Below are 25,561 nucleotides of genomic sequence, written 5' to 3'. Positions count from 1 at the left end.
TTACCCAGTCCGGCGGGGGCAAACGGGAGTGCATTATGCTGATTAAGGCAGAACGGGCCATTAATCGCTTTTCCGATTTTCTCGGCACAGTCGCCGCTGTGCTTTTTATTCTGATGCTGATGAACGTGTTTATTGACGTTGTCATGCGTTACGCCCTGAACGAAGTTTCCATCGCGATGCAGGAAATGGAATGGCATCTGTTTGCTGCCATGTTCATGCTGGGTGTTCCTTACACGCTGCGGGCCGGTGGCCATGTGCGCGTGGATCTGGTGTATGAAAATTTATCCATCCGCCGCAAAGCCATTATTGATATTGCCGGCGGCCTGCTGTTACTGATCCCGTTTTGCCTGCTGGTCGGCTGGTACGGTATCGATTTTGCGCATGAAGCCTGGAGCCTGGGCGAAACCTCCGGCGATCCCGGCGGCCTGAGCAATCGCTGGATTATTAAAGCCGTTATTCCATTTGCATTTTTTGCGACGGCCATATCCGGTATTGCAATGATTCTGAACAGCGTAATTGCCCTGAAAGATGAGCATGAAACCAAAATCGACCGGGGGCTTTTATGATCGGTATTATTATGTTTTTCGTCGCCCTGCTGATGCTGATTTTCGGCTTCCCGGTGGCGTTTACTTTTGGCGGTGTCGCCCTTATTTTTGGCGTATTTGCTGAAGGTCCGGACATTTTCGCTTTTATGCCTTTCCGCGTACAAAGCATTATGGAAAACGTCACCCTGATGGCAGTACCACTGTTTATCTTTATGGGTATTGTGCTGCAACGTACCAGACTGGCAGAACAACTGCTGGAAGCCATGGGTAAACTCTTTGGTGGTGTGCGTGGTGGCCTGGCTATTTCCACAGTTCTTGTGGGAGCTTTATTAGCCGCCTCTACCGGCGTTGTTGGCGCATCGGTTGTTGCGATGGGATTAATCTCCCTGCCGGTTATGCTGAAATACAACTACGACAAAGCACTGGCCTGCGGAACTATCTGTGCCTCCGGAACCCTGGGGCAGATTATTCCACCATCCATTATTCTGATTATTCTCGGTGATGTATTAGGCATTCCCGTTGGCGATTTATTCCAGGCAGCATTAGCGCCCGGTCTGGTACTGATCGGCTGCTACGTGGTGTATATCCTGATCTACACTTGGCTGAAACCAGAAGCTGCACCTGCCCTGCCGATGGACGATGATTTAACCCATCGTCATGAGCAATATATCCGCGCATTAAAGGCCATTATTCCTCCGCTGGCGCTGATTCTTGTGGTGCTGGGTTCCATTTTTGCCGGTATTGCCACCCCGACAGAATCGTCTGCACTGGGTGGTGTTGGCGCCCTGCTTCTGGCGGCGATTTACGGCCAGTTTAACTGGAAAATGGTGTACGAGGCCTCACAGGAAACGGTAAAAATCTCTGCGATGGTTTTCGCCATTCTGCTTGGTGCAACGGCCTTCTCCATGGCGTTCAGTTACACCGGTGGCGATTATATTGTTGAGGAACTGCTGTCTGACATGCCAGGTGGTGCGATGGGCTTCCTGATTCTGTCGATGGTTGCCATTATGATTCTGGGCTTCTTTATCGACTTCGTGGAAATCAGTTTTATCATCGTACCGATTCTGGCACCGGTTGCTAACGCACTGGGCATTGCTCCGGTCTGGTTTGCCATTCTGATTGCCATGAACCTGCAGACGTCTTTCCTGACACCGCCTTTTGGTTTCAGTCTGTTCTATTTAAAAGGGGTCGCACCCGCCGGCGTCCGCACCATGGATATTTATCGCGGCGTTGTACCTTTTATTTTAATGCAGGTCGGCGTGGTGATTACCATTCTGCTGTTCCCTGAATGGTATGGCCTGCTTGACTGACAGGAGTCCTGTTCTGTGGCCGGAAAGCATCAGGCATCCGGCTACAGAATATGTTATTTATCCATTACCGCTGCTCTCTTTGCTGACAATAATAATGACAATAAAGTACTTATGAATACCCGACAGCAAACGACAGAATCAGGCTCCGAACGGCGACTATCTATCCTTGCCGACAGGTTCTAAGATGAACAATCTTTTAATTCCGCCACGGCCACCGGGTATGAATCTGACGTTAAAAGCCAAGATCCTGCTGCTTACCGTATTACCACTGGTCGCACTCACCCTGACCATTACCTGGATAACCCAGCGTCAGGCACAGCAACTGGCACAGCAACAGGTCGCTATTTTTGAAGAAAACGTACTGGCCAGTAAACGCAAAGCGCTGGTCGATTATGTCAGTCTGGCCATGACATCGATTAATCCGGTTCTGGAAGAACTGGAATATGGCCTCGACCAGTCACGGGCAGAATACGAAATCAAACGCATCCTGCAGGGGCTCACCTACGGTAACGATGGCTACTTTTTTGTTTACGACCAGAACGGTACCAACCTTGTTCACCCGGCACAGCCGGATCTGGTCGGCCAACCCATGATCGATTTTCAGGACGATAACGGCCAGTATGTTATCCGCGATCTGCTGGCGCTGGCGGGTAAAGGTGGTGGGTTTTATCGCTATATCTGGAATAAGCCCTCGTTATCGGGGCAGGAAAACAAGCTCAGTTACGTCGTCAATATTCCTTATCTTAACTGGATGATGGGCACCGGCCTGTACGTTGATGATATCGCCGCTGAAACCCGCTCACTGCAGAATAAAGTGAATACCAATGTACGCCGTACCTTTCTCGCAGCGTCTGTATTGCTGGCCGTTACCCTCGCGCTGGTCGTCATCATCGTTATTATTATTAATATTCATGCCACCCAGCTGGCCGATCAGCGCCTGCAGGACTTAGCGCATCGCTCTGTAGCCTTTCAGGTTATGCAGCGCCGGACGTTTGCCCGAGAGTTGCATGATGGCATTAATCAGATGCTGGTATCCGCCAAATTGCGCTTAAATCTGGCGGATAAAAAATGGCCCCATGAAGATGCCCGTGAGCATCTGCATAAAGCCACCGACATGCTTAATATGTCGATTCAGGAAGTACGCCGGGTATCACACAATCTGCGCCCGGTGATGCTTGATGATCTGGGCCTTGAGGCGGCATTGCACAGTCTGCTCGATAATATCAGCGAGTCGGGAAAAATACGGGTAAAACGGCGTATCCGTTTACCGGAAACCCGCCTGCCCGATGCCATTGAAATGACACTGTATCGTCTGGTACAGGAAGCCATTACCAATGTGCAAAAGCATGCCGAAGCGACTCAGGTCAGCCTGAATATCAGCCATAATCTGCAGAGTATTCTGATTGAAATGGAAGACAACGGCTGCGGGTTTTCTCTCGAAGAAGATCAGAGTGGTATCGGCCTGATGAACATGCGTGAACGGGTCGAACTTGTAGGCGGAAAGTTTAGTGTCCGCAGCCGGCGCACACAGGGTACACTCATTCATGCGGAATTTTTCCTTAATCCGGACACAGCCTTAAGAGAGGCCGATTCATTATGAGCAGCAAACCCATTCGCCTGATTATTGCCGACGACCATCCGATGGTGCGTGAAGGGCTTAAAGTCAGCCTCGAAAGCGAAGGACTGAGCGTGGTCGCCGATGTCAGTAATGGTGAAGAAGCCCTGGCTGCCGCAGCAGAGCACCATCCGGACGTTGTCTTGCTGGATATATCCATGCCGGTCATGAACGGTCTTGAAGCCTGTATCGCCTTTCAGGAACAACTGCCGGATATTCGCCTGCTGATCATTACCATGCATGATGATCGCGAATATATTATGAAAGTTATCCAGGCCGGAGCCGCTGGCTACGTATTAAAAGATGTAGCTCCGGAAGAGCTGATCCTTGCCGTTCAGACCGTACATCAGGGTGGCACTTACTTCAGTTCCAGCGTTGCCAAAACCCTGTTCAGTGAATTTGGCCGCCCCCGCCCGCCCGCCAGCGAAGATGTATTAAGCCCACGCGAAGAAGATGTCCTGGCCCGCCTGGCCGAAGGCCTGGGTAATAAAGAAATCGCCCGCGAACTGGATATTTCTGTCCGTACTGTGGAAGCACACCGGCTGAAGATCAAACAGAAGCTGGGCATCGGTAATTCTGCCGGGTTAATCCGCTACGCGCTGGATCATGGGATTATCCGCCGCTGAACAGCGGCCGTTTTTACGCTTATTGCAGACGAATTATCGCTGGTTGCCGCATCTCTGTTTTAAGCCAGTTTTCCCAGTGTGTTTTCAGCGCCTGAGAACCACCAATATAGTGTTCATCCAGCAAGTAAAAAGCGCGCATATTCACCCCGCGTTTATAATCCTGCAATAAACGCGTAATCAGGCTGCGGCCATAAGTGGTCGACAGCAGCATATACACCAGCTGCCCTGCCATCTGCTGATTTACCCCACGCCGGTGATTGGCATTGCGCCAGTCGTCACTGCGCACTTCAATAAACTTCAGCACGTCCATCGCCTTGTTCTGGCGGGCAAGAAAGCTGCGGCGGTTACTGTCATGGCTGCCGATCAGAAATCCTTCCGGGCTATAACTGAGAGTTTCCATTTGCTCGGCCATACCTTCATTCAGCCAGTCCGGTAGTATCTGCGCCAGAGAATGCAGAATCGCATGACTGGCTTCATGGCGGATGGTTCTGTAAGTGCTTTCAATTCCGCCCAGAGCATCATCGTGAATAAACACCGCAATCTCATGGGTTTTTGACAGGTATACCCCCAGGGAATTGGCGGCCGAGTATCCGGAAATACGCTTCACAAAGGCCATATATTCACGCTGATCAGCAAGCAGATGAATTTTCACCGGCACCTGGCGGTAAAAATCAAAATAAATCACCTGATCGTAAAAGCGGTAAACCTCATTCACTTCACGCTGAATACGCGCCAGATCCAGTTGCTGGGCGGCCGAGGCCAGGCTGCCCTCCTGAATGACGCGGATATCCAATGGCTGCCAGCCATTATTACCCTGCGTTTTCAGTTCCAGTACTTCAGCCTGTTTATGGGGTTTATCAGAAAAGTGTACCTGGCCGCGTTCATCAACCCAGCGGTACACGGCTGCCTGAGCGACAGAAACGCTCAGCAGCCAGATGATAACGAGCTTAATCGCGACTGCGACTGCGTTCCGCCGGCACATAGAGCTGCTCCAGCAGGTAGGTTTTAAAGTCATCGGCAAAGGGCTGTTTAGCCGCTGCGACTTTCATGCACAGCAACCAGGCGTCGCGCTCCGCCGGACCGATAGGAAACGCCTGATGAAATTTAGGAATCGCAATCGGGCCGTATTTTTCGCTGAACAAACGCGGACCACCGAGCCAGCCACACAAAAATCGCGTCAGTTTATCGGCCGAGGTTGATAAATCGGCCGGATGCATCGCGCGAATATGCGCCGCTTCCGGCAGGGTATCCATCGCCGCATAAAAATCATCAACCAGGGCTTTGATACCATCAAAGCCACCGGCCGCCTGAAAAGACGCATCGCCCTGCCCATAAGGGCGCTTTTCTTCCACAGAGTCATACATCAGGCAAACTCCTCCATAAAATCTAGCGCCGCCTGATGGCGGATGGTGCGGCGATGATTCGCCCACAGCTCTTTGACTTTTTCCTGATTGCACTGTTGACGATCAATCAATACCCGGGTCTGCAGTTCACCTTTTTTCTGACCGCCGGTCAGCGGTACTTTGGAGAATACAAACTGGTTGGAAATCAGATCCATAAATGGCCCGGATTTACTGGTTGGCATAATAAACAGCAGCTGCAGACCCAGACTTTCAGTGAGGTAATTAATCACCTCTTTCGAGCGGGTTTCATCCATTTTCGAGAAGGCTTCATCCACCAGAACCACGCGCAGATGGGTATCCCCTTCGTTAAAACGGAAGGCCGAGGTAATGGCCGCCGAACGGATAATATAAGCCGGAGTTTCCAGCTGACCGCCGGAGCCGGTACCGTACTGGCTCAGTGCAATTGGCTCTTTATTGGCCGGTTGCTTGTAAATTTCGTAGGCACGGTAATTGCGGTAATCGGAAATCCGCTCCAGCTCACGCATTGCTTTCTGCTCATCATCGTCGAGCAGCATGGTCATCAGGTGATCACGCACGCGTTTGGAGTTTTTCGACAGATCAGCGGTAAAGAGTGTCGCACCGTCGCCAAGGCTCGGGTTTTTGATAATTTCTTCGAAGAACTGCCAGTATTCTTTGTACTCCGGCACCCACTGCCAATCGAACCAGTAGGTTTCGCGGTCAGCACCAAACTGATGGTGTGCCAGCTCTTTATTCAGGTCTTCAAGGATGCGCTTACCATCATTAATAGCCTGATAAATGGAGTGACAAAGGTTGGTCACAAAGGCGTTGTTAAAGCTTTCGCGCAGCTGCACCAGTTTGTCCTGTTTCTCCACCAGAATATTATTTTTCAGGCGGTTATAAACGCGCTCAACTTCGCGTTCCAGACCACAAACGGTTTTAAAGAAGGCAACGCTGTGTTCCTGACGATAATCCGGGGTATAGACAATGGCATCCATGGTCTGACAACGCAGATTATGTTCGGCAATATTGCGCTCGATTTCATAAGCCGTGGAATTAAGTTCCTGACTGATGCTTTTACGATGATTTTCAATCGCATCCGCCGGACTTTCCTGCGCTTCGGTATCTGCTGCCGCCAGCCGAGCTTCGGTATCGAATTCCGGCCAGACGCTGACAATATGACGCAGGGCTTCTTCTTTGCTGTCCGCCACCTCAGACGTCTGTTCCTGCTGATCACTCAGATTTTTGCACTGTTTTTCGCTGTCGTTCAGCTGTTGCTGTAAACGTCCCAGCTCACCATCAAGTTCTTTAATCTGGGCATCCAGATCATCAGCTTTTTCTTTCAGTGCATCGAACTGGCTTTCCAGCTGCGAGAAGTCAGAAAGATCCACATTGCTTAATGCCTGTTCGGCCTGCTGCATCTGATACTGGGTATCCAGCATCTGCTGCATCTGATCGGCAAAACTCACATGGCGCAGCAAATTAACCGCATCCAATAATTGCTGAACCTGTTTCAGCTGGTAAGCCGCTTCGTTAGCCTGCTCAACCAGGGCCTCATATTCTGCTTTTTTCGCCGCCAGCGCGCGCTCACGGGCGCCCAGACCAAACACCAGTTCGGTATCGTCAAGGTCGCAGCGATAAACCGAATAAGCACCGGAACCCAGGCCGTCTTTAGTGACACCACGACGGGTCATACGCAGCGCCTGGGCATCGGCCACCTGTTCAACCGAACCGTAACTGGCTTCGAGGTAATAACGCGCGGTAGCGTGCTCAAATTCCATTAAATGAATAATGGATTTATCGGATAATTTCAGGCGCTCACAGTCTTTTTTCGCTTTTTCGCCCTGAATAACCCGTGCCCGGCTGCCGCCCGGAATAGAACGTAAAATATGCGCAGCTTCGGCTTCAAATACCGATTCCACAATAATGCTGAAACGGGCACCACCGATATAACCTTCAATGGCACTCTGCCATTGTGGGTCGGTAATTTCCACGTAGTCGGCCAGTACGCGCGGATCAGCCTGCGGACATTCCCGGCGAATCGCTTCCAGAGCCTGACGGACAAAACCCGGATAATTCAGCTGACGCGATTCCAGACTGTCGATATCGGCCTGCTTCTGCGCCATGCGGCCCTGAATCTGCTGCAGCTTCTGTTCGCGGCGATCGACCTGCTTGGCAATCTGATCGCGCAGGGAAATACCACTGCTTTCCAGCTCGGTGGAATGGAAACGCTCACGCCACTGGTTAACCAGCATCTGCTGTTGCTGGGCATCATCCAGGTGCGCTTCCAGCGGTGACAGATCAACCCAGTCTTTGCCCAGCAGTTTGCGGAAATCAACCGCGCCCTGATCTTTAATCGCCAGAACCTGTTTGGCCTGATCGATAATTTTCTTTTGCCCCAGAGTCGGAATTTCCAGACCGATGGAGGTTTTCTGCAACGCGCCGTACACCAGTTCGGTAGCACGCAACGAGGCCTGTAATAACTGGTCCTGCTCCAGCAGCGGAATGGCCTGCTGCTGTAATTGTTTTTTACCTTCGGCAATGGCTTGTTCGGCAGCGTCTTTATCCTGCAGCGCATCGATACCACGGCGCTGGGCTTCCATGCTGATCAGCTGCTCACGCAACTGCTTGCGGCGTTCCTGTGCGGTTTCCCGTTCTTTTTCCGCTTTATGCAGACGCTCACGGATGCCCTGCTGCTTTTCTTTAGCCGCCAGATACGCGCGCTGATCATTGATATAGCGGCTCTTGGCGGCGGTATATTCCAGTACGTTGTAATCGATCCACTGATCGATATAACGCTGTGAGGCACCTTTGGTATTGCTCAGAATGGCGATGGTTTCTGCCAGGGTATTGGCATCCGATTCCATCGCATAAATGGTTTTCATCAGATCGGAAACGCTGCGGATCGCATCACCCAGATCTTTGGCTTCAAGAATTTCGTTGGCAACAAAACCGTTGATGCTTTTAACCGGTTTATACGCCATAAAACGCGAGAAGGTACGCGCGGCATTCATCGCTTCGCGCTCACTCACCGCATCGGTGCGGCCACGCAGTGCTCCGTACAGACGGCGCAGATATTGTTTTTTGGTATCGTATTTTTCGATATTGCTGGCATCCATGCGCCCTTTCAGATGACCAGGCAATTTATTCAGCTCGATCACATTACGCTGACCGTCTTTATCATCATGCAGAAAATCCGACAGCGTCAGCTGTTCGGTGACGATATAAAACTGCAGATCATTCTGACGCGCCACCGGCTGACTGCCGGCACGATCAATGGATGCACTGACACCAATAATGGCGGTAAAAGGTTCACCACTTTCACCGGCGGCACCATCGGCACCAACGGTCGGATGAAAAACCGCAGCCAGATAACCTACGGCACCGTTCGGGCGGGCATAGCTGCCGTCGTCACAACCCAGCACATAAGACGCCAGGGTACGGACGTTTTTACCACGGCCACGCTGGGTAGCTTCGTCCTGACCCGGGTTGTAATGAAACAGCGTATCGTGGGCGGCGGTCATAATGGTCTGAATCGCATCGGCTGCGGTGGTTTTACCCGAGCCGTTACCGCCAGACAGTAAATTAATCGGGCCGAATTCAAATTCGGTTGCCGGAATATTGCCCCAGTTAACGTAAATAAACTTCTTTAAAAACATGACAATTATTCCCCAAACAAACTGGCAGGTTGTTTTTTACTGTCGGCTGCCTGCTCTTCTGTTTCTTCCGGCGCCTGCTCTGCAGCAGTAGCCGTTGATTCTTCTGCCGTAGCTGCAGGCTCTTCGGCAACGGTCGACACGGTATCTTCTGTTGCCACGCTATCGTCAGCGGCTTCGTCAGTAACCTCTTCAGCAGCACCTTCAAAAACACCTTCGGTCTTTTCGGCAGCCTCTTCTGCTGCAGCCTGCAGAGACTCGTCAGAATCGTCAGCGCTGGCGTTCTCTGCGGTTTCACCTGCAGCAGAAGCAGTCAGCTGCTCAGCGGCATCCGCATTTTCCTGCTGCTCGTCTTCCATTAATTCCGACAGCACCTGATCGGAGACATAGCTCATAATCATCGGCCGTACACGCAGCCACATATCGCCATCGGTTAAGGTATCTTCGTTGGCAATCTGCACCAGGCGTAATTGTTTTAAGCGGCGGAACAGCGCTTTACGCTCAGTCAGGTTTTCCGGCAGGGTGCGTTTCAGCAGATTTTTCATGGCAATGCTGAGCGCTTCCAGCGATACCATGACGCAGCCCTGTTCATCCACCATACCTTCGCGCAGTGCTTTGTCGTATTGCGCGCGCAGCACCAGAATCAACGCCACTTCGTTCTGATTTAAGCGGCTGCGGAATGCCTGGGCACCGCTGTTCTGAGGATCATCCACCATGCCGGGCACCTGGGCACCGGGCGGATATAAACGCACAAACTGAAAACGGCGGTCGTGCTGAATACGGATGCCCAGCAGCGACAGATAATCGCCGATTAATTCTTCCAGTCGCAGGTAGCGGTCGTACAGCTGCTGCTCAATCTGGCTTTCGTCACGGCAGACAACACCATAATCCAGCAGACGTACCAGTAATTCGGAAAAATCACGCTGGCTGAGGCCTTCTTTTTCTAACTCTTTTTCAATGATCTGCAACATATTCAGGACTCTTTCTGCACCAGCTCGAAGGTGAAGTGGTCTTTTTTCAGGAAATACGTGGCGCTGTTTTCAGCCCCGTCAGTACGCTCAGTGTCGGCCTGCTCGTCGTATTCAATGCGGAATTCAAATTCACTCGATAAACCATCAGCGGCACCCAGCCCGATGGCATGAGCAACCGCAAGAAAATCTTTGGCATTTTCAATCGGTAATTCACGGGTAGACACTTTACGGCCACTGCCCAGATGCTTCTGCATATAGGTTTTCAGGGCCTGCTGATTCACCAGGAAGGCCTGATCCAGCACTTGCTGGATATAAATATCCTTGCGTGCATCCACATCAAAATCGCCCTGACCATCATCAACGGCGGCATCAATCATGCGACGCTGACGCGGTGCGGCAAGACGCACCTGCCCCGGATCAACCAGTGCAATCTGTGGTACGTCCATACGGTCGGCGGCTTTATCCAGCAAGGCGTTCTGCTGTTTTTCCGGCATTGCTGCCAGACGCTTACAGACCGCCAGTACATCGTTGTGCTGCTGCGACGCCAGATAACTCATCTGGCGAATAATAATATCGGCGCGCTTGGTAAAGCTTTGCAGCGCTTTGCGCAGGGCCGGCAACATAATGTCGGAGGCATTACGCAGGCGCATTTCAATGCCGTCGAGAATGGTCCAGAGCACCGACTGCCCTTCCTGAGCAATATCCGGTAATAATTCGCGCAGGCGGCGTTCGGCATTGGCTTTAAAGGCTTTATCGCGCTTGCGGATACCATTAATCAGCTGGCTGATCTGATCGCGGTGTTTTTCCACGTTATCGGCCGATAAACGTACCGACAGGTCAGGCTGGAAACGGTTTTCCATAAAGTCGAAGAAGGCTTCACTGGCACGCTGCACCAGCAGCTGATCTTCCATTTCCCGTACCAGATCACGTTTGCGCTCTTCCAGCTCGGCGATCACATCGGTGAAGTCGCTGATGATGCGCTCGGAATATTCGTAGGCATCCAGCAGATCGTAAATATCGCCACGTTCCAGAAAAGACTCGAGTGAGTTACGGGTATTACGGGTATTACGGTGGCGGGTGCGCGCCATGCTGCGGCTTTCAGCCACAAAGGGTTCAGTAAATAGCCGGCCATAACGACTGAAGGCAAAGGTACTCTGCAGCGTTGCTTCGTCTACCTGCTTTTCGATCCAGCCATGTTCCAGCAGCTGGTTCAGCACCCAAACGGCCTGATCGCGGCTGGTGCGGAAACGGCCTTCGCTGTTGTCGTCACTGGCAGCATCATTCTGCTGCTCATCTGACAGACCTTCGTCCGCCAACAGTGGCGCACGCACCAGTGCTTCCTGAAAGATTTCAATCAGGGTATCGCGGGCCAGAGCCTGACCGTAATCGGCACTGCTGGAGCTGTACAGGCGTTGGTACAGCTCGCGCAGGCTCTCCATCACCTGAGCACGGTACTTGCCGGTCAACGGGCGGAAAAACTGCCCTCGTTCCTGTTCAAAAAACATACAAAATGTATCTGTAAGGCGGATTAAATGACCGGCTAGATTACTGAAAGCCTGCGCCAATGACCAGCGCCGCGACACATCCCCCGCCAGCCCGCACCAGTACTGACATTATGAAGGCGCTGACGGCATTTCCCCGTGCAAACAGCCGGGGTATACTGCCGGCGTAATGACTCTGTAGGCCACCATTTCAGGAACCTTCATGCAGCCTCACCCGGAACAACAGCATAAAGCCACCTTCTTTCAGGTCGGTACGGAAAAACTGATCGAACTGACACTGGCTACCTTTGGCCTCTACGCGCTGTTCTGGACATACCGCAACTGGCTGCAACTGCAACGCCGTGGTGAAGCGGTTAACCCGTTGCTGCGTACACTGCTGGCTGTTGTCTACCAGTACGATCTTTATCGCCGGATTCATCAGCGTGCACGGGTTGAAAACGCTACTCCGCGCTGGTCGCCTTTACGTATTTACCTGTTGTTTCTGATTTTTACGCTGGTGCCACTGTGGTTACTGGCTACCGATCATCCCTGGGGGATTCTGCTTAACCTGATGACACTGCTGCCCAACCTGCTGGCAAATCAGAGCATCAATCAGATTCACGACAAACATCTGCATTTTTTTGCGCAGAATACTGAGCTTTCAGGCCAGAACTGGGCGGCAATTGTGGCCGGACTGGTCGGCTGGTTGACCCTGCTCACACTGGCACTCGCCTATAACCAGTAACATCTTTTATTTTCAGGATTATTCCATGGCTATAGCCAGTCGCGCGTTATTCCCTCAGCCGCTGCTCCGGTCGCTGCCGGTGATGTTTATGCTGCTGTTATTTTCTTTTACCCAGCACAGCAGTGCTCTGGCGTCGGATCCCGTACCGCACACGCCAAACGACAAAACTTCCGCTAGCCTGCCGCTGTTACCGCCGGTCTTAAACCTGAATATGCCGGGCGATTTCAGCATCGGCCGCCACAGTCAGTGGCTGGAAGATCCGCATCGCAGCCTGACGCCCGATGCCGCCATGCTGACGGACAGCTGGCAGAACAGTAAATCCGACAGTCTGAATTTTGGCTTCAGCGATTCAGCCTTCTGGTTGCGCACTTCGCTCAGCACCGGCAGCCTGGATGACTGGTACCTGTGGAACCGCTATTCACTGCTTGATCAGGTCGATATGTACCTGTGCCCGCGCCCCTACAACAACAGCAGTGAATGTGTACACAAACAGGCCGGTGATTTACAGCCGTTCGACATAAACCGCGATGTATCGCACCCGAACACCATTATTCACCTGCCGACCGACAAGGGACACGACTACCTGCTGTTGCTGCGCGTTGAAACCCACGGCACTTATCAGTTACCGGCCAGTCTGGTCGACAGTCAGACGCTGCATAACGAACTGCTGATGAATAACATCCTGCGTGGCGGCTACTACGCCACCATGCTGGTAATGGGCCTTTATAACCTGTTTATTTTCTTCGCTACCCGCGAGCGCAGTTACTTCTATTACTCGGCGTTTGTGCTGTCGTTCCTGTTATTTCATATGACTTATGAAGGTTCAGCCTTCCAGTTCTTCTGGCCAGAACTGCCGATGATTAATAACAGCGCGTTTCTGCTGGCGTTCTCTGTGAATCAGCTGATTCTGTGTTTCTTTGTGCCCAATTTTTTACGCCTGAAGCAACACAGCCCGGCAGCCTACCGGTTGTTCCGTGTATACACCGCGATCACGCTCGTCACCCTGCTGATGATTCCGCTGCTGCATTACGAAGTAATGGTGCCGATTAACAATCTTCTCAGCATGCTGATAACCGCATCGGCTCTTATTGTCAGCATCCGTGTCTGGATTGGCGGCGAATCAGCCGCACGCTTCTTCACCATTGCCTGGATCATGCTGATAACCGGACTGATTCTGGCCAATGCCCGCAGCCTGGGCCTGATTCCGACCAATACCTTTACTCTGTACGCCTATCAGATCGGCTCCTTTATGGAAGTCATTCTGCTGTCGCTGGCGCTGGGTGAGCGTATTATGCGTCTGCAGAAAGATCAGCTGGCGGCGCGTAAAGCGATGCTGAAAAGCCAGGAAGATGCCATTCAGTATCTGCGCGACTACGAAGACCTGTATCAGAACTCACTGACCGGAAAATTCCAGCTCGACGAAGAAGGGTTTTTCCTCAAAACCAACCCGGCCTGGCGCACCATGCTGGGTTACAGCGAGCAGAATCATTTCAGCAATGACAACCCGAGCTTTGACAGCCTGATCGCCGAAGCCTCACAGCGCCGGGCCCTGTGGCGCAAACTGCGCGACAGCGGACGTGTACAGGCTTTTGTTGTTGCCATTATTCAGCCCCTGACCGGTGAACGCCTGATGGTGTCACTGACCATCCGCAAACGCGCACCGGGCGAACGTGCCGCCTGGATTGGCTCCGGCCAGAACGTCACCGAACAGTATCAGCAGGAGCAGGAGCTGATGCACCTGCAAAAAGAAAAGACCCTCGCACTGCGCCAGCTGGTGATGGGCATTGCCCACGAAATGAATACGCCATTGGGCAATATCCGTCTGGCCGAAAGCTTCTTAACCGAGCACCACGATGACTGGAGTGCCGACGAAGCCCAGCAACAACTGCAGCAGGGGCTGGTGCATATTCACGATGGTATTGAGCGCCTCAACAGCCTTAACCAACTGATGAAAAACGCTGTGGTACTGGAAAACCAGTACGCCAGCGAAATCATCGAGCTGCGCCCATGGCTCGAACAATGGCGTAATACCAACAGCCAGCAACATCCGCAGGTAAAACTGCGTACCGGTATTCACAGCTATCTGACCGAATGGCAAACCTACCCGGAAGCCCTCGACATTATTCTCAATCAGCTGGTTGATAACTCCTGCGTGCACAACCGGGAACAGGAAGCCGAAGGCAAACTGCAGATCAGCGTTGATTTACGCGAACGTGGTGAACATCTGGAGCTGCATTATCAGGATAATGGTAAAGGCATCGACGCCGAGCAGCGTGAAGCCATCTTTATGCCGTTCTATACCACCCAGCGCTCTTCAGCACGCAGCAAAGGTCTGGGTCTGTACCAGACGTATAATCTGCTCACCGAACTGCTGCATGGCCATATCGACTGGCCGGACGACGCCGAAGGGTTTTATCTGGTGGTGCGTTTTCCACTGCCGGCGGAACATAATGACAGCGGTGCATAGAACCTGATTTATAGAATCTGATTTACAGAATAAAAACCGGGCAAAGACCCGGTTTTTTTATAGACATTCTCCGCCTTTCTACATCAGACAACCGCTTAATTATTGATCGAAAAATCAGCAGAACTTTATAATCAGTAACCATTCCTCTTTACGACAGGCAGTATTATGAAACCAGCACTCTCTCTTATCGCTGCATCGGTATGTCTTCTCAGCGCCTGTGGTGGAAGCAGTAGTGACAGCGCTATCCCCGGACTAAAAGCCGATACTAATGTTGCCCTGCTCTCTCGCGGAGCCAGCGCCAGTAGCAGCCATAACAGCAGCGATGCCAAAAAACTGATCGATGGCAACAGCAATACCAGCTGGACCAGCGCATCGGGTCAAAAAATCGTGGTCGATTTTGGCAGCGTAGAAAAAATTAAAAGCATTAAACTGACCCGTCAGGCAGCAAGTGCTGCAATTGGCAGCAGTCCTGACATTCTGATCGAGCTGTCCGCCAATGGCAGTAGCTACACTGCCTCCAACCTGAGCGTATTCAGCGGCGGCATTACCTGCACCAGCCAAACTGTAACGACTACAACCATGAGCTGCACTATGGCCGAGCGCGATACCCGGTATATCCGTATTACTTCGCAGAATGGCAAAGCTTATGATTTTATAGAGCTGGAAGCTTTAGCCACCAAATAAAAAGCCAGAATAAAAGCAGAGTAACGCCACCAGGGTAAATCAGTATTATCCGGCCATGTGCTTATAGCTGCGCTGATAAACCGCAACCATAAAAAACGCCGCATAAAGCGGCGTTTTTTTTTATTTACTGCAAACTACCCGATATTACAGGTTGGCCGCCAGTTCGCTGGCCAGTTTGATGGCACGCTTGGCGTCCAGTTCACCGGCAAACTCAGCACCACCCACTAAATGCAGACCAAAGGCTTTGCTTTCGTCGGCTTTCAGGGTTTCGTGCAGTTCGTTAACCGATACCTGACCGGCACAGATCACGATATTATCAACGTCGAGTACGCGCTGGCTGCTTTCTTCACCTTTGGTGATGGTGATGTGCAGGCCCTGCTCGTCGATCTTGTCGTAAGACACACCGCCAATCATTTCCACGCCTTTCATTTTCATCACAGCGCGGTGTACCCAACCGGTGGTTTTATTCAGGCCTTTACCCAGTGACGAAGCCTTACGCTGCATCATGTACACTTTGCGTGGTGATGGGTGAATTTCGGCTTTTTTCAGACCACCGCGGGTGCTGTTGCTTTCGTCCACGCCCCACTCTTTCATCCAGGCGTCTTTATTCAGCGTGGTGGATTCACCTTCGTGGGTCAGGTATTCGCTGATATCGAAACCGATACCACCGGCACCCATAACGGCAACGCTTTTACCCAGTTGCAGTTCTTTATCCAGCACTTCCTGATAAGACACCACTTTCGGACTGTCGATACCCGGAATGTTCGGCATACGCGGTGCAACACCAGAGGCGATCACCACTTCGTCAAAACCACCGGATTTTAATTCATCGGCCGTTACGATGTGGTTCAGCTTCAGATCAATATTGTATTTTTTGATCATGGCGGTGAAGTAGCGGATAGTTTCTTTAAATTCTTCCTTGCCCGGAATTTTCGAGGCGTAGTTGAACTGACCACCGATTTCGCCACGTCCTTCAAACAGAGTGACCGCATGGCCACGCTCAGCGGCCGTAACGGCACAGGCCAGACCCGCAGGACCAGCACCAACAACGGCTACTTTCTTCGCCTGTTTAACCGGGATGTACACCAGTTTGGTTTCGTTACAGGCACGCGGGTTGACTAAGCAAGATGCACGCTTGTTTTCGAACGTGTGATCCAGACAAGCCTGGTTACAGGCGATACAGGTGTTGATTTCGTCAGCGCGGTCTTCTTCAACCTTTTTCACCCAGTACGGGTCGGCCAGTAACGGACGCGCCATCGACACCATATCGGCTTTGCCATTGGCGATAATATCTTCAGCCGTTTCCGGCATATTAATACGGTTAGAAGCCACCACCGGAATATTCACCTGCGCTTTTACCTTGGCAGTCACATCGGCGAACGCTGCACGCGGAACAGAGGTTACGATGGTCGGAACACGGGCTTCGTGCCAGCCGATACCGGTGTTAATGATGGTGACACCGGCTTTTTCCAGCTCTTTCGCCAGATGGATAACTTCTTCCATATCGGACGCTTCTTCCACCAGATCCAGCATCGACAGGCGGAACATGATGATGAATTCTTCGCCTACAGTCGCACGCATTTTGCGGATGACTTCCAGCGGGAAACGGATACGGTTTTCGTAAGAACCGCCCCATTCGTCGCTGCGCTGGTTGGTGCGTTTGTTGATCATCTGGGTGATGAAATAACCTTCAGAACCCATCACCTCAACACCATCGTAACCGGCTTTCTGTGCCAGTTTGGCGGCACGGGCATACTGGTCGATGGTTTTATAAATCTGTTTGCTGGTCAGTTCTTTTGGCTTGAACGGTGTAATCGGCGACTTAATCGCAGAAGGCGCAACGTTCAGCGGGGTGTAACCGTAACGGCCGGCGTGCAGAATCTGCAGCAGAATTTTGGAACCGTTTTCATGCACGGCATTGGTTACTTTTTTGTGGAAAGGCACCTGCCAGCTGCTCATCATTTTGGAGCCAAACGGCAACAGGTCACCGGCACGGTTCGGAGAGAAACCACCGGTTACCAGCAGGCCAACACCACCACGGGCACGCTCGGCGAAGTATTCTGCCAGCTCACCAAAGTGCCACGGACGATCTTCCAGGCCCGTGTGCATGGAACCCATCATCACGCGGTTTTTCAGAGTGGTGAAGCCAAGATCCAGTGGCTGCAGAATATGGGAGTACTTGCTCATGGTTGCTTTCTCACAAATCGGTTGTGTTGGCACAGGTTATTATCATCGGCTGCCAGACAAGCCGGCATCCTGTATTGCTTTATGGCGAACCAGTTTACCCGGCTTTACTGACAGGTAAATGACCAAACATAGCATATGAATGATCATTCTTAACACCAAAGACCGTGAGCCAGGCACCGAGAGCCGGACTCAGAAGCCAGACTGCGGAAGCCGGGCTCTTAAGCAAGCAGCCTGCTCGTCTGCAAGCTACCCGCCTACAATCACTCGTCAGCAATCTCAATGGATGGCATCGCCTGCGCCGCAGCGGCCTGACGCGCCAGTGCCACCGCCAGACGGCGTGAAGCATGGCGATACATCATAGAGACTTCCGAGCAATCATCCGCGGCCACCACCGGTGTACCGGCATCGGACTGCTCGCGGATATATTTGGATAACGGTAGCGAACCCAGTACCGTCGTGTTGTAGGTTTCCGCCAGACGCTCGGCACCGTCTTCACCAAAAATATGTTCCGCATGGCCACACTGCGAACAGATATGCATGCTCATATTTTCAATCATGCCCAGTACCGGAATATTCACTTTGCGGAACATTTCCACGCCTTTTTTGGCGTCAGCCAGGGCAATATCCTGCGGCGTGGTAACAATCACAGCACCGGATACCGGGAATTTCTGGCTCAGGGTCAGCTGAATATCACCGGTGCCCGGCGGCATATCAATAATCAGATAATCCAGCTCGCCCCACTGGGTCTGAGTCAGGATCTGCATCAGCGCCCCGGCGACCATCGGCCCGCGCCAGACCATCGGCGTGCTTTCGGTAACCAGATACGCCATCGACATGCTTTTCAGACCATGAGCTTCAACAGGTACAAACCATTTGTTGTCGATGGTTTCCGGGCGGGTGCCGTCTTCGACCCCCAGCATAATGCCCTGACTCGGGCCGTAGATATCGGCATCCAGCAGGCCGACTTTGGCGCCGTCTTTGGCCAGCGCAATGGCCAGGTTAACCGCAGTGGTGGATTTACCCACCCCGCCTTTGCCGGACGCCACCGCAACAATATTTTTGACCTGGGCAATGGCTTCAACGCTGTTCTGGCTTTTGTTTTCCGCCACCGACCAGCTGATATTAACCGCCGCAGCGCTGCAGCCATCTATATTTTCCAGCGCCGTTTGCAGCATCTGCGCGATGCCGCCTTTGAGAAATTCAGATGGGTAATCAAGATGAATACCCACCTCAACCCGGCCGCCATCAATACGTATATCACGCACGCAACCGGCGCTGAGCAGATCGGATTCCAGATAAGGATCGGTATAACCGGCCAGAGCGGCCTCAACCTGAGAACGGGAAATCTGTGACACAAGACACTCCTGCACAAAAGGGCGACAACAAAGAATGGCAGGATTTTACGCCCCGGCGGCAGAATTACCACCGCCAGAGTGTCGGGTTATTCAATACTGCGTTGGCACCACTAAACCGGGCTGACTGGTACCGAGGCCAGCAGGCTGCGGGTGTAATCGTGCTGTGGTGCGGTCATTATCTGCTCGGTATCGCCCTGCTCAACGATCACGCCGTCTTTCATCACCGCTACCCGGTGCGCCAGATGCGGAATAATCGACAGGTCGTGGGTAATAAACAGATACGACAAGCCCATTTCCTGCTGCAATTCCTGCAACAGCTGCAACACCTGACCACGAATAGAAACATCCAGCGCGCTGGTTGGCTCATCACAAATAATCAGTTCGGGCTCCACCGCAATGGCACGGGCAATCGCCAGACGCTGGCGTTGGCCGCCGGAAAACTCATGAGGAAAGCGATCAAGGTGCGCGACTTCCAGCCCGACCCGCTGCAGCAATACCTGCAGGCGTTGTTCGCGTTTTTCCGCATCCGGCTCAACCTTTAAAGCGATCATGCCTTCGGCCAGAATATCGCGCACATTCATACGCGGATTCATCGATGAAAACGGGTCCTGAAAAATCACCTGAATGCGTTTACGCAACGGTAAAAACTGACGCTGGCTGAGCTGATCAATGCGTTCACCAGCAAAATACAGCTCACCACCGGCCAGCGGTTCCAGACTCAAAATAGCGCGCCCGGCGGTCGATTTACCCGAACCACTCTCCCCCACCAAAGCCAGCGTTTCACCCCGGCCAATACTCAGGCTGATGCCATCCACGGCTTTGGTATGGCCAACCACCCGCTGCAAAATACCTTTACGCTGGGCAAACCAGACACGCACATCCTTTAACTGCAGCAAAGGCTCACTTTGCGCCGGAGCAGATAAAAAATGGCGGCGATCGGGTAATGAGTGAATCAGCGCACGGCTGTATTCATGTTTTGGCGCGGCAAAAAATTCGCGGGCAGCGGCCTGTTCAACAATTTCGCCATAGCGCATCACCGCCACACGATCGGCCATCTGTGCCACCACGCCCATATCGTGGGTAATCAACAGCACCGCCAGCTGGCGTTTGCGGCGTAATTCGTTGAGCAACTCCAGAATCTGTTTCTGGATGGTGACATCCAGTGCGGTGGTCGGTTCATCGGCAATCAGTAATTGAGGCTCGCAGGCCAGTGCAATGGCGATCACCACACGCTGCTTCTGCCCGCCGGACAACTGATGCGGATACCAGCCCAGGCGTTGTTCGGCATCGTTAATACCGACCTCGTGCAACAGACTGATGATTTTTTCGCGCAGCGCGGCACCGCTTAACCCTTTATGCAGACGCAGCACTTCGCCAATCTGCTGTTCAATAGTCTGCACCGGATTTAACGAGCTTTGCGGCTCCTGAAATACCATAGCGGCCATACGCCCGCGCACCGAGTTCATCTGCGCTTCAGTCAGATCAAACACATCGGTTCCGGCCAGTTGCACCCGACCACTGCGAATGGCCAGCGCTTCCGGCAGCAGGCGCATTAACGCCAGCGAGGTCAGCGATTTACCCGAACCACTCTCGCCTACCAAGGCCAGTATTTCTCCGGCGCGAATACTGAAACTCACCGGTTTTACCAGCAAGCGTCCCGCCTGCTGATATTTACCCGGTAATAATTCGATACTGAGGTTCTCGACCTGTAATAATTCCATCATTTTCTCCTCAGGCCGACCGTGGATCGAAAGCATCACGGACGCGGTCGGAGAATAAATTCGCCGCCAGCACCAGTACAAACATCAGCACAAAGGCCGCCGCTACCGACCACCACACCACCGGATCACGGGATAACTCAGAACGCGCTTCGTTAATCATATTGCCCCAACTGGCCATCGACGGATCAACGCCAACGCCGATATAAGACAACACCGCTTCGGCCAGCACAAAGACACTGAAATCCAGCACCAGAGCAATCAGAATAATATGGGTAATGTTGGGCAGAATATGGCGGAAAATAATGCGGTTATGACCAACCCCAAAGGCATGAGCGGCCTGCACATAATCGAGCTGGCTGACTTTTAACGTTTCCGCGCGCAATAAACGGCACAAGCCGGTCCAGCTGGTCATACCTAAAATAAAACACAGCGCCAGGAATTTAAAATCGGCCCGCACAGCCACCAGATTAAACTGCTCCGGATGAGTTTCGATATACACATCAATCAGCAGCACCGATGCCGCAATTAACAGAATGCCCGGAATAGAACTCAGCGTGGTGTAAATATACTGCACCACGTCATCAACCCAGCCTTTGAAGTAACCAGCACTGATACCCAGCACAATCGCCAGCGGCAGAGTCAGCAGCGTTGCCAGAGTGCCAATTAACACCCCGGTGCGGATGGCTTTAATACTCCAGTACAGAACATCCTGACCGACCTTATCGGTCCCCAGAATGTGATATACCTTACTCAGTTCCAGCACCCAGCAACAAGAAAGTACCAACACAGATAATGTCAGATAAATGGTTCCCCAGGGTAAGGTCCGGACACCGGCCAACCCAGATTGCAGTGAGTGCTGGCGCTTACGCCAGGCGATATGCAAACCAATAATCACCGCACTGATAAACGCCGCTACCAGCAATGCTTTCATTGAACGAACAAAGATATCCATGCCATGCTCAGCCGCACTTTCAAGATGCTGCCCGGCATTCGCTAAGCGCGGAAAATCGCGATACACAACACCATCGTCGGTTTGCATGTTTTCTTTGGCGAAAGAATAAATTGCGAAAGGTGCCGAATAAGTTTTTTCGTCTTTATTACGCAGTTCGGTCAGCACAACATCCAGCAGGCTGTGTACTTCCTGACTGTAATGCACTTCATCGCTGCCTTCGGTTTTTTCCAGAGGTGCGCGGTAATGCAGGGAATCCAGCAGAGCAATCAGCAAATAAAACAGAATAACAATAAACGAGGCGACACCGGCACGGGAGTGAAACACCGTACGCCAGCGCTGACGCGCCAGAGGGTTTTTACTTAACTGGTAAAAAAACAGTCCGAGACTGACCACCAGAATATAAATAAGCACATCGCTCCATAACACGACGGGCTTAATGCTCATTAATTCATTCATAACAGACACTAATTCATTCATATCAGGACAGCCTTACCCGTGGATCAACCAGGGTGTAAGAAATATCCGTCAGAATCAGACCGAGGATATAGAGTACGGAACCAAGAAACACCATGCTGCGCACGATGGCAAAATCCTGCGCCTGAATGGCGTCCAGGGTGTAACTGCCAAGACCAGGGATGCCAAAGAACGATTCAATCAGCAGGCTGCCCATAAATAATGACGGTATCACCACCACCACACTGGTCAGAATCGGGATCAGGCCGTTAGGCAGAATATGGCGGAACAATACCGCGGTTTCCGACACGCCTTTGGCGCGCGCAGTGCGCACATAATCTTTATTGGCTTCTTCCAGAAATAAGGTGCGGTACAACCGCGTACCACCACCAATACCGGCGACCACGCCGATAATCACCGGCAATATCAGAAAACGGATGGCATCGGTGCCGCCCAGATAACCAGAGATCGGTACCAGGTGCCAGAGTTTGGCAAAGAAATACTGCCCGGCAAGAATATAAAACACCCCGGATATCGACAGCAGTACCACGCACAGCACCATGGCTGCGGTATCAAACACACTGGCACGGAACATCACCACAAACAGCGCGAATACAATATTGACGCTGATGCCGATAATAAAGGTCGGCAAGGCCACGGCCAGACTGGGCCACATACGTTCACTGATATCTGCCCCGATCACCCGCCCTTCATCGGATTTACCGAAATCAAACACAAACAGACGCGCTGACTTTTCAAAGAAGATGGTATCGGTCAGCAGCCCTTCGCTGTTTTCAGCGGTGTTGATAAATAAGGGTTTGTCATAACCGCGCTGCGCTTTCCATTGCTCTATGGCTTCCGCCGATACGTGTTTATCACCCAGTTGCACCCGTGCCATCTGATCCGGTGTATTCACCATAAAGAACAGGGCAAAGGTCAGCAGGTTAACCCCCAACAGAATAGGCAGCGCGTACAGCAAACGACGGATAATATAAGCCAGCATGTCAGCCCTCCTGTTCTGCAGATGTAGTATTTGTCAGCGCCGTTTGAATACGACGCTGCTGGCGACGGCGGAAGGCACGGTAACCCGGCAGCAACGTAACCAGCAGAATTCCGGCGACGACAAAAATAGGCCATAACACCGGTGCATTCCAGGCCGCCTGTGCCTGACTGCGCTGTTCAACATCCACGGCAAAATATTTAAGTACACTCTTGCTGATGCCATGAGCCTTAACATTGCGAACCCAATGGTTATTCAGCACATAGGAATGCGGATGCCAGCCGGATGCCCACACCGCATCACGCTGCAGAATGGCAATCATGCGGCGGATAATCTCCATGCGCTGCGGCGAATCTTCCATCAGCTGCATCTGGTCAAACAGGCGGTTGTATTCGGCATTATTGTAATTAGTGGAATTTACCCCACTGCCGCCGCTGATCACCTGACCGTTATTGCCGTACTGTAAAAACAGGAAGTTTTCGGCATCCGGATAATCAGCCAGCCAGCCCCACTGGAATAACTGGGCATTACCGGTCTGCATTTTTTCTTTAAAGCGGTTGTAATCGGTACCACGGATATTGAGCTGGATATTCAGCTTTTTGAATTGTTTGATCATCCAGTTCTGCATGGCGCTACCACCGCCACCACCGGTGGTGGTATCCAGATTCAGCACCAGAGGCTCACCGGTTTTTTCATGACGGCCATCCGGGTAACCGGCCTCCGCCAGCAGGCGTTTGGCTTCGTCCAGCGATTTACGCTGTGGCTTGCCATCTACCCAGTCGAATACATAGGGGTTAATACCCTCTTCGCCACTCTGATAGCCGAAAATACCCGGCGGTATCGGGCTCATCGCCACTTCGCCACGGCCGTTGGCAAAAATCGAAATCATTTCCTGCTGATCGTAAGCAATGGCGATTGCCTGACGCAGCTTGCGTGCACGTTCGCGGCTTTTGGCATCCCCTTTATCGCCGACCACCGGGTCGAGCATATTAAAGGCAAGATAATAACTGCCCAGCACCACTTCCTTTTCCAGGGTTACGCCTTTCTCCGTCATCTCCGGACTCAGACCAATACCATCACTGCTGACCCGGATCGCCTGGTCAAAACTGTCACTGGCGATACCGGAGCGGTCGTAATAACCCTGCATAAATTTGGTCCACAGCGGGATGGCTTCTTTTTCCAGCCGGTAAACCACTTTATCCAGTAATGGCAATTGCTTTCCGGCATCATCCAATAAGCCAGCCGCAACATCCTCAGGCGAACCTTCAACAGGATAATAATCGGCGCGGTAATTCGGATTCTTTTCCAGAATAATGACTTCGTTGGGGTTATTGCGCGTCATCATAAAAGGACCACTGCCAACCGGATGCCAGTTCAGCACAATATTACGTTCGGCCAGTCCCGGCTGATGGTAAAAACGATCGACTTCCCAGGGAATGGGCGCAAAAAAGTGAAAGGCCAGCCAGTATTTAAACTGCGGATATTTGCCTTTTAAGCGGATAGTAAAATCATAACGCCCCTGAGCCTCAACACCGGCCATGCTGAGTTGGCGTAAATCCAGCCAGGCCTGCTTGCCTGCTTTTTCTTCCAGTGCTTTACGCGTATCACTCGCAATCTGGCTGAACTCCGTCATGCCGACAATATAATCGCTGAGCAGTGCGCGTACCGGCGACAGCAGTTTAGGGTCGGCCAGGCGTTTAACCTGATACACATAATCCTCGGCCACCAGTTCACGGCTGCCCTGCTCGATAAAATCGTCCAGACTGCGGTATTGCTCTGATTCGGCGGCCGAAGCAAACAGATAAAGCGATTCACCCTTATCGTTCAGGGCAAAGGCCGGATGCGGCTGATAGCGGATACCCGGCTGTAACCGGAAGTGATAGGTAGAAAAAGCAACGGCGGCGCTGTCGGCATCCACCTCATTGCCATCGGCATCGCTGTAATGGATATCCGGCATCGCCGTCAGGGTATTGGGGATCAGCTCGTAAGGGCGTTTAAGGTAGTCGTAAGCCAGAGGTGGCTCATAAATCTGATCAATAAAGCGCGATTCATCGGTGCTGTAAGAGCGGGCCGGATCAAGGTATTTGGGACGTTCGGAAAAACTGGAATAGAGAATATTGGCACTGGCTTCGGATTCCGGATGAGGATTATTCCAGGCCTGATCGCTGCACCCCGCCAGTAACAGCGCGCCTGCCAGCCATAGCCCTGCGCCGCCAAAGCGCCCGGTAACTGCGCTTACAGCCTTCAGCCAGCCAGACTTTTGCAAACCAGTCTGCAGACGACCAGTAAACCCGCCGCAGCGGCGCATCTTCCCCAAAACAACAGTGTTCATCAGCAGCTATCCATTACAACTCCGGCAGTCAGCCCCTCACTGCGGCTCCCTCTTACAGCGAAGGCGACCTGAGAGCAGCTGGCACAACGCCAGTCCGATG

18 protein-coding genes are annotated in these 25,561 nt (G+C 52.3%); 7 read left to right on the top strand and 11 right to left on the bottom strand.

The window, feature by feature from the left end:
* The first annotated feature begins 35 nt into the window (after nucleotides 1-35).
* The 4 genes from LGT44_RS18710 to LGT44_RS18695 all read left to right on the top strand — a co-directional run bounded on the left by LGT44_RS18710 (nucleotide 36) and on the right by LGT44_RS18695 (nucleotide 4,096).
* On the top strand, nucleotides 36-566 hold the full coding sequence (locus LGT44_RS18710) for a TRAP transporter small permease subunit (RefSeq protein ID WP_145468979.1): 531 nt from the start codon (nucleotides 36-38) through the stop codon (nucleotides 564-566).
* Nucleotides 563-1,855: a TRAP transporter large permease gene (locus LGT44_RS18705; RefSeq protein WP_230331951.1), complete on the top strand. Its 1,293-nt coding sequence runs from the start codon at nucleotides 563-565 to the stop codon at nucleotides 1,853-1,855. Before LGT44_RS18710 ends, LGT44_RS18705 begins: the two co-directional genes overlap by 4 nt.
* A gap of 184 nt (nucleotides 1,856-2,039) precedes the next feature.
* Nucleotides 2,040-3,455 (top strand): cache domain-containing protein, encoded by a 1,416-nt coding sequence (locus LGT44_RS18700; protein ID WP_225691913.1) that lies wholly within the window; start codon nucleotides 2,040-2,042, stop codon nucleotides 3,453-3,455.
* Nucleotides 3,452-4,096, top strand: coding sequence for a response regulator (locus LGT44_RS18695; RefSeq protein ID WP_145468981.1), 645 nt, complete (start codon nucleotides 3,452-3,454; stop codon nucleotides 4,094-4,096). The genes LGT44_RS18700 and LGT44_RS18695 overlap by 4 nt, the downstream gene beginning before the upstream one ends.
* 19 nt (nucleotides 4,097-4,115) lie before the next feature.
* Here LGT44_RS18695 and LGT44_RS18690 read toward each other — a convergent pair whose 3' ends face one another.
* Genes LGT44_RS18690 through LGT44_RS18670 form a run of 5 tightly spaced genes read right to left on the bottom strand, consistent with a single transcriptional unit; the run spans nucleotide 4,116 to nucleotide 11,589 of the window.
* Nucleotides 4,116-5,078: a DUF4124 domain-containing protein gene (locus LGT44_RS18690; RefSeq protein ID WP_230331948.1), complete on the bottom strand. Its 963-nt coding sequence runs from the start codon at nucleotides 5,076-5,078 to the stop codon at nucleotides 4,116-4,118.
* Nucleotides 5,044-5,460: a group II truncated hemoglobin gene (locus LGT44_RS18685; protein ID WP_145468983.1), complete on the bottom strand. Its 417-nt coding sequence runs from the start codon at nucleotides 5,458-5,460 to the stop codon at nucleotides 5,044-5,046. Before LGT44_RS18685 ends, LGT44_RS18690 begins: the two co-directional genes overlap by 35 nt.
* Nucleotides 5,460-9,116, bottom strand: coding sequence for an ATP-binding protein (locus LGT44_RS18680; protein WP_230331947.1), 3,657 nt, complete (start codon nucleotides 9,114-9,116; stop codon nucleotides 5,460-5,462). Before LGT44_RS18680 ends, LGT44_RS18685 begins: the two co-directional genes overlap by 1 nt.
* A 5-nt stretch (nucleotides 9,117-9,121) precedes the next feature.
* Nucleotides 9,122-10,084: a DUF4194 domain-containing protein gene (locus LGT44_RS18675; RefSeq protein WP_230331946.1), complete on the bottom strand. Its 963-nt coding sequence runs from the start codon at nucleotides 10,082-10,084 to the stop codon at nucleotides 9,122-9,124.
* Nucleotides 10,085-10,086: 2 nt separating this feature from the next.
* Nucleotides 10,087-11,589 carry a Wadjet anti-phage system protein JetA family protein gene (locus LGT44_RS18670; protein ID WP_230331945.1) on the bottom strand — a complete coding sequence of 501 codons (1,503 nt, stop codon included), beginning with the start codon at nucleotides 11,587-11,589 and terminating at the stop codon, nucleotides 10,087-10,089.
* A 199-nt stretch (nucleotides 11,590-11,788) separates the two neighbouring features.
* On the opposite strand from LGT44_RS18670, the gene LGT44_RS18665 reads away from it, so the two are divergent.
* The 3 genes from LGT44_RS18665 to LGT44_RS18655 all read left to right on the top strand — a co-directional run bounded on the left by LGT44_RS18665 (nucleotide 11,789) and on the right by LGT44_RS18655 (nucleotide 15,461).
* Complete coding sequence (locus LGT44_RS18665; protein WP_145468987.1) at nucleotides 11,789-12,310, top strand: hypothetical protein; 522 nt, start codon at nucleotides 11,789-11,791, stop codon at nucleotides 12,308-12,310.
* A 25-nt stretch (nucleotides 12,311-12,335) separates the two neighbouring features.
* Nucleotides 12,336-14,777 (top strand): sensor histidine kinase, encoded by a 2,442-nt coding sequence (locus LGT44_RS18660; protein ID WP_230331944.1) that lies wholly within the window; start codon nucleotides 12,336-12,338, stop codon nucleotides 14,775-14,777.
* Between the two features lie 165 nt (nucleotides 14,778-14,942).
* A complete protein-coding gene (locus LGT44_RS18655) occupies nucleotides 14,943-15,461 on the top strand; it encodes a discoidin domain-containing protein (RefSeq protein ID WP_230331943.1) in 519 nt (172 codons plus the stop codon).
* A 144-nt stretch (nucleotides 15,462-15,605) separates the two neighbouring features.
* On the opposite strand, the gene LGT44_RS18650 is transcribed toward LGT44_RS18655, so the two are convergent.
* The 6 genes from LGT44_RS18650 to LGT44_RS18625 form a co-directional block, all read right to left on the bottom strand.
* Nucleotides 15,606-17,648 carry an NADPH-dependent 2,4-dienoyl-CoA reductase gene (locus tag LGT44_RS18650; RefSeq protein ID WP_230331942.1) on the bottom strand — a complete coding sequence of 681 codons (2,043 nt, stop codon included), beginning with the start codon at nucleotides 17,646-17,648 and terminating at the stop codon, nucleotides 15,606-15,608.
* 260 nt (nucleotides 17,649-17,908) lie between these two features.
* Complete coding sequence (gene apbC / locus LGT44_RS18645; RefSeq protein ID WP_230331941.1) at nucleotides 17,909-19,003, bottom strand: iron-sulfur cluster carrier protein ApbC; 1,095 nt, start codon at nucleotides 19,001-19,003, stop codon at nucleotides 17,909-17,911.
* Between the two features lie 110 nt (nucleotides 19,004-19,113).
* The gene (locus LGT44_RS18640) at nucleotides 19,114-20,724 is read right to left on the bottom strand and encodes an ABC transporter ATP-binding protein (RefSeq protein WP_328296360.1); all 1,611 of its coding nucleotides are present in this window, start codon (nucleotides 20,722-20,724) and stop codon (nucleotides 19,114-19,116) included.
* 10 nt (nucleotides 20,725-20,734) lie between these two features.
* Nucleotides 20,735-22,153 (bottom strand): ABC transporter permease, encoded by a 1,419-nt coding sequence (locus LGT44_RS18635; RefSeq protein WP_230331939.1) that lies wholly within the window; start codon nucleotides 22,151-22,153, stop codon nucleotides 20,735-20,737.
* Between the two features lies 1 nt (nucleotide 22,154).
* On the bottom strand, nucleotides 22,155-23,132 hold the full coding sequence (locus LGT44_RS18630; protein WP_145468995.1) for an ABC transporter permease: 978 nt from the start codon (nucleotides 23,130-23,132) through the stop codon (nucleotides 22,155-22,157).
* Nucleotide 23,133: 1 nt separating this feature from the next.
* Nucleotides 23,134-25,461, bottom strand: a complete 2,328-nt coding sequence (locus LGT44_RS18625; protein WP_230331938.1) for an ABC transporter substrate-binding protein — start codon at nucleotides 25,459-25,461, stop codon at nucleotides 23,134-23,136.
* Between the last annotated feature and the right edge of the window lie 100 nt (nucleotides 25,462-25,561).

This window comes from Thalassolituus alkanivorans (assembly GCF_020447205.1).
Lineage (GTDB): Bacteria > Pseudomonadota > Gammaproteobacteria > Pseudomonadales > Oceanobacteraceae > Venatoribacter > Venatoribacter alkanivorans.
Note: the sequence above shows the minus strand (reverse complement) of the source record. Positions and strands in the feature narration are given on the sequence as shown.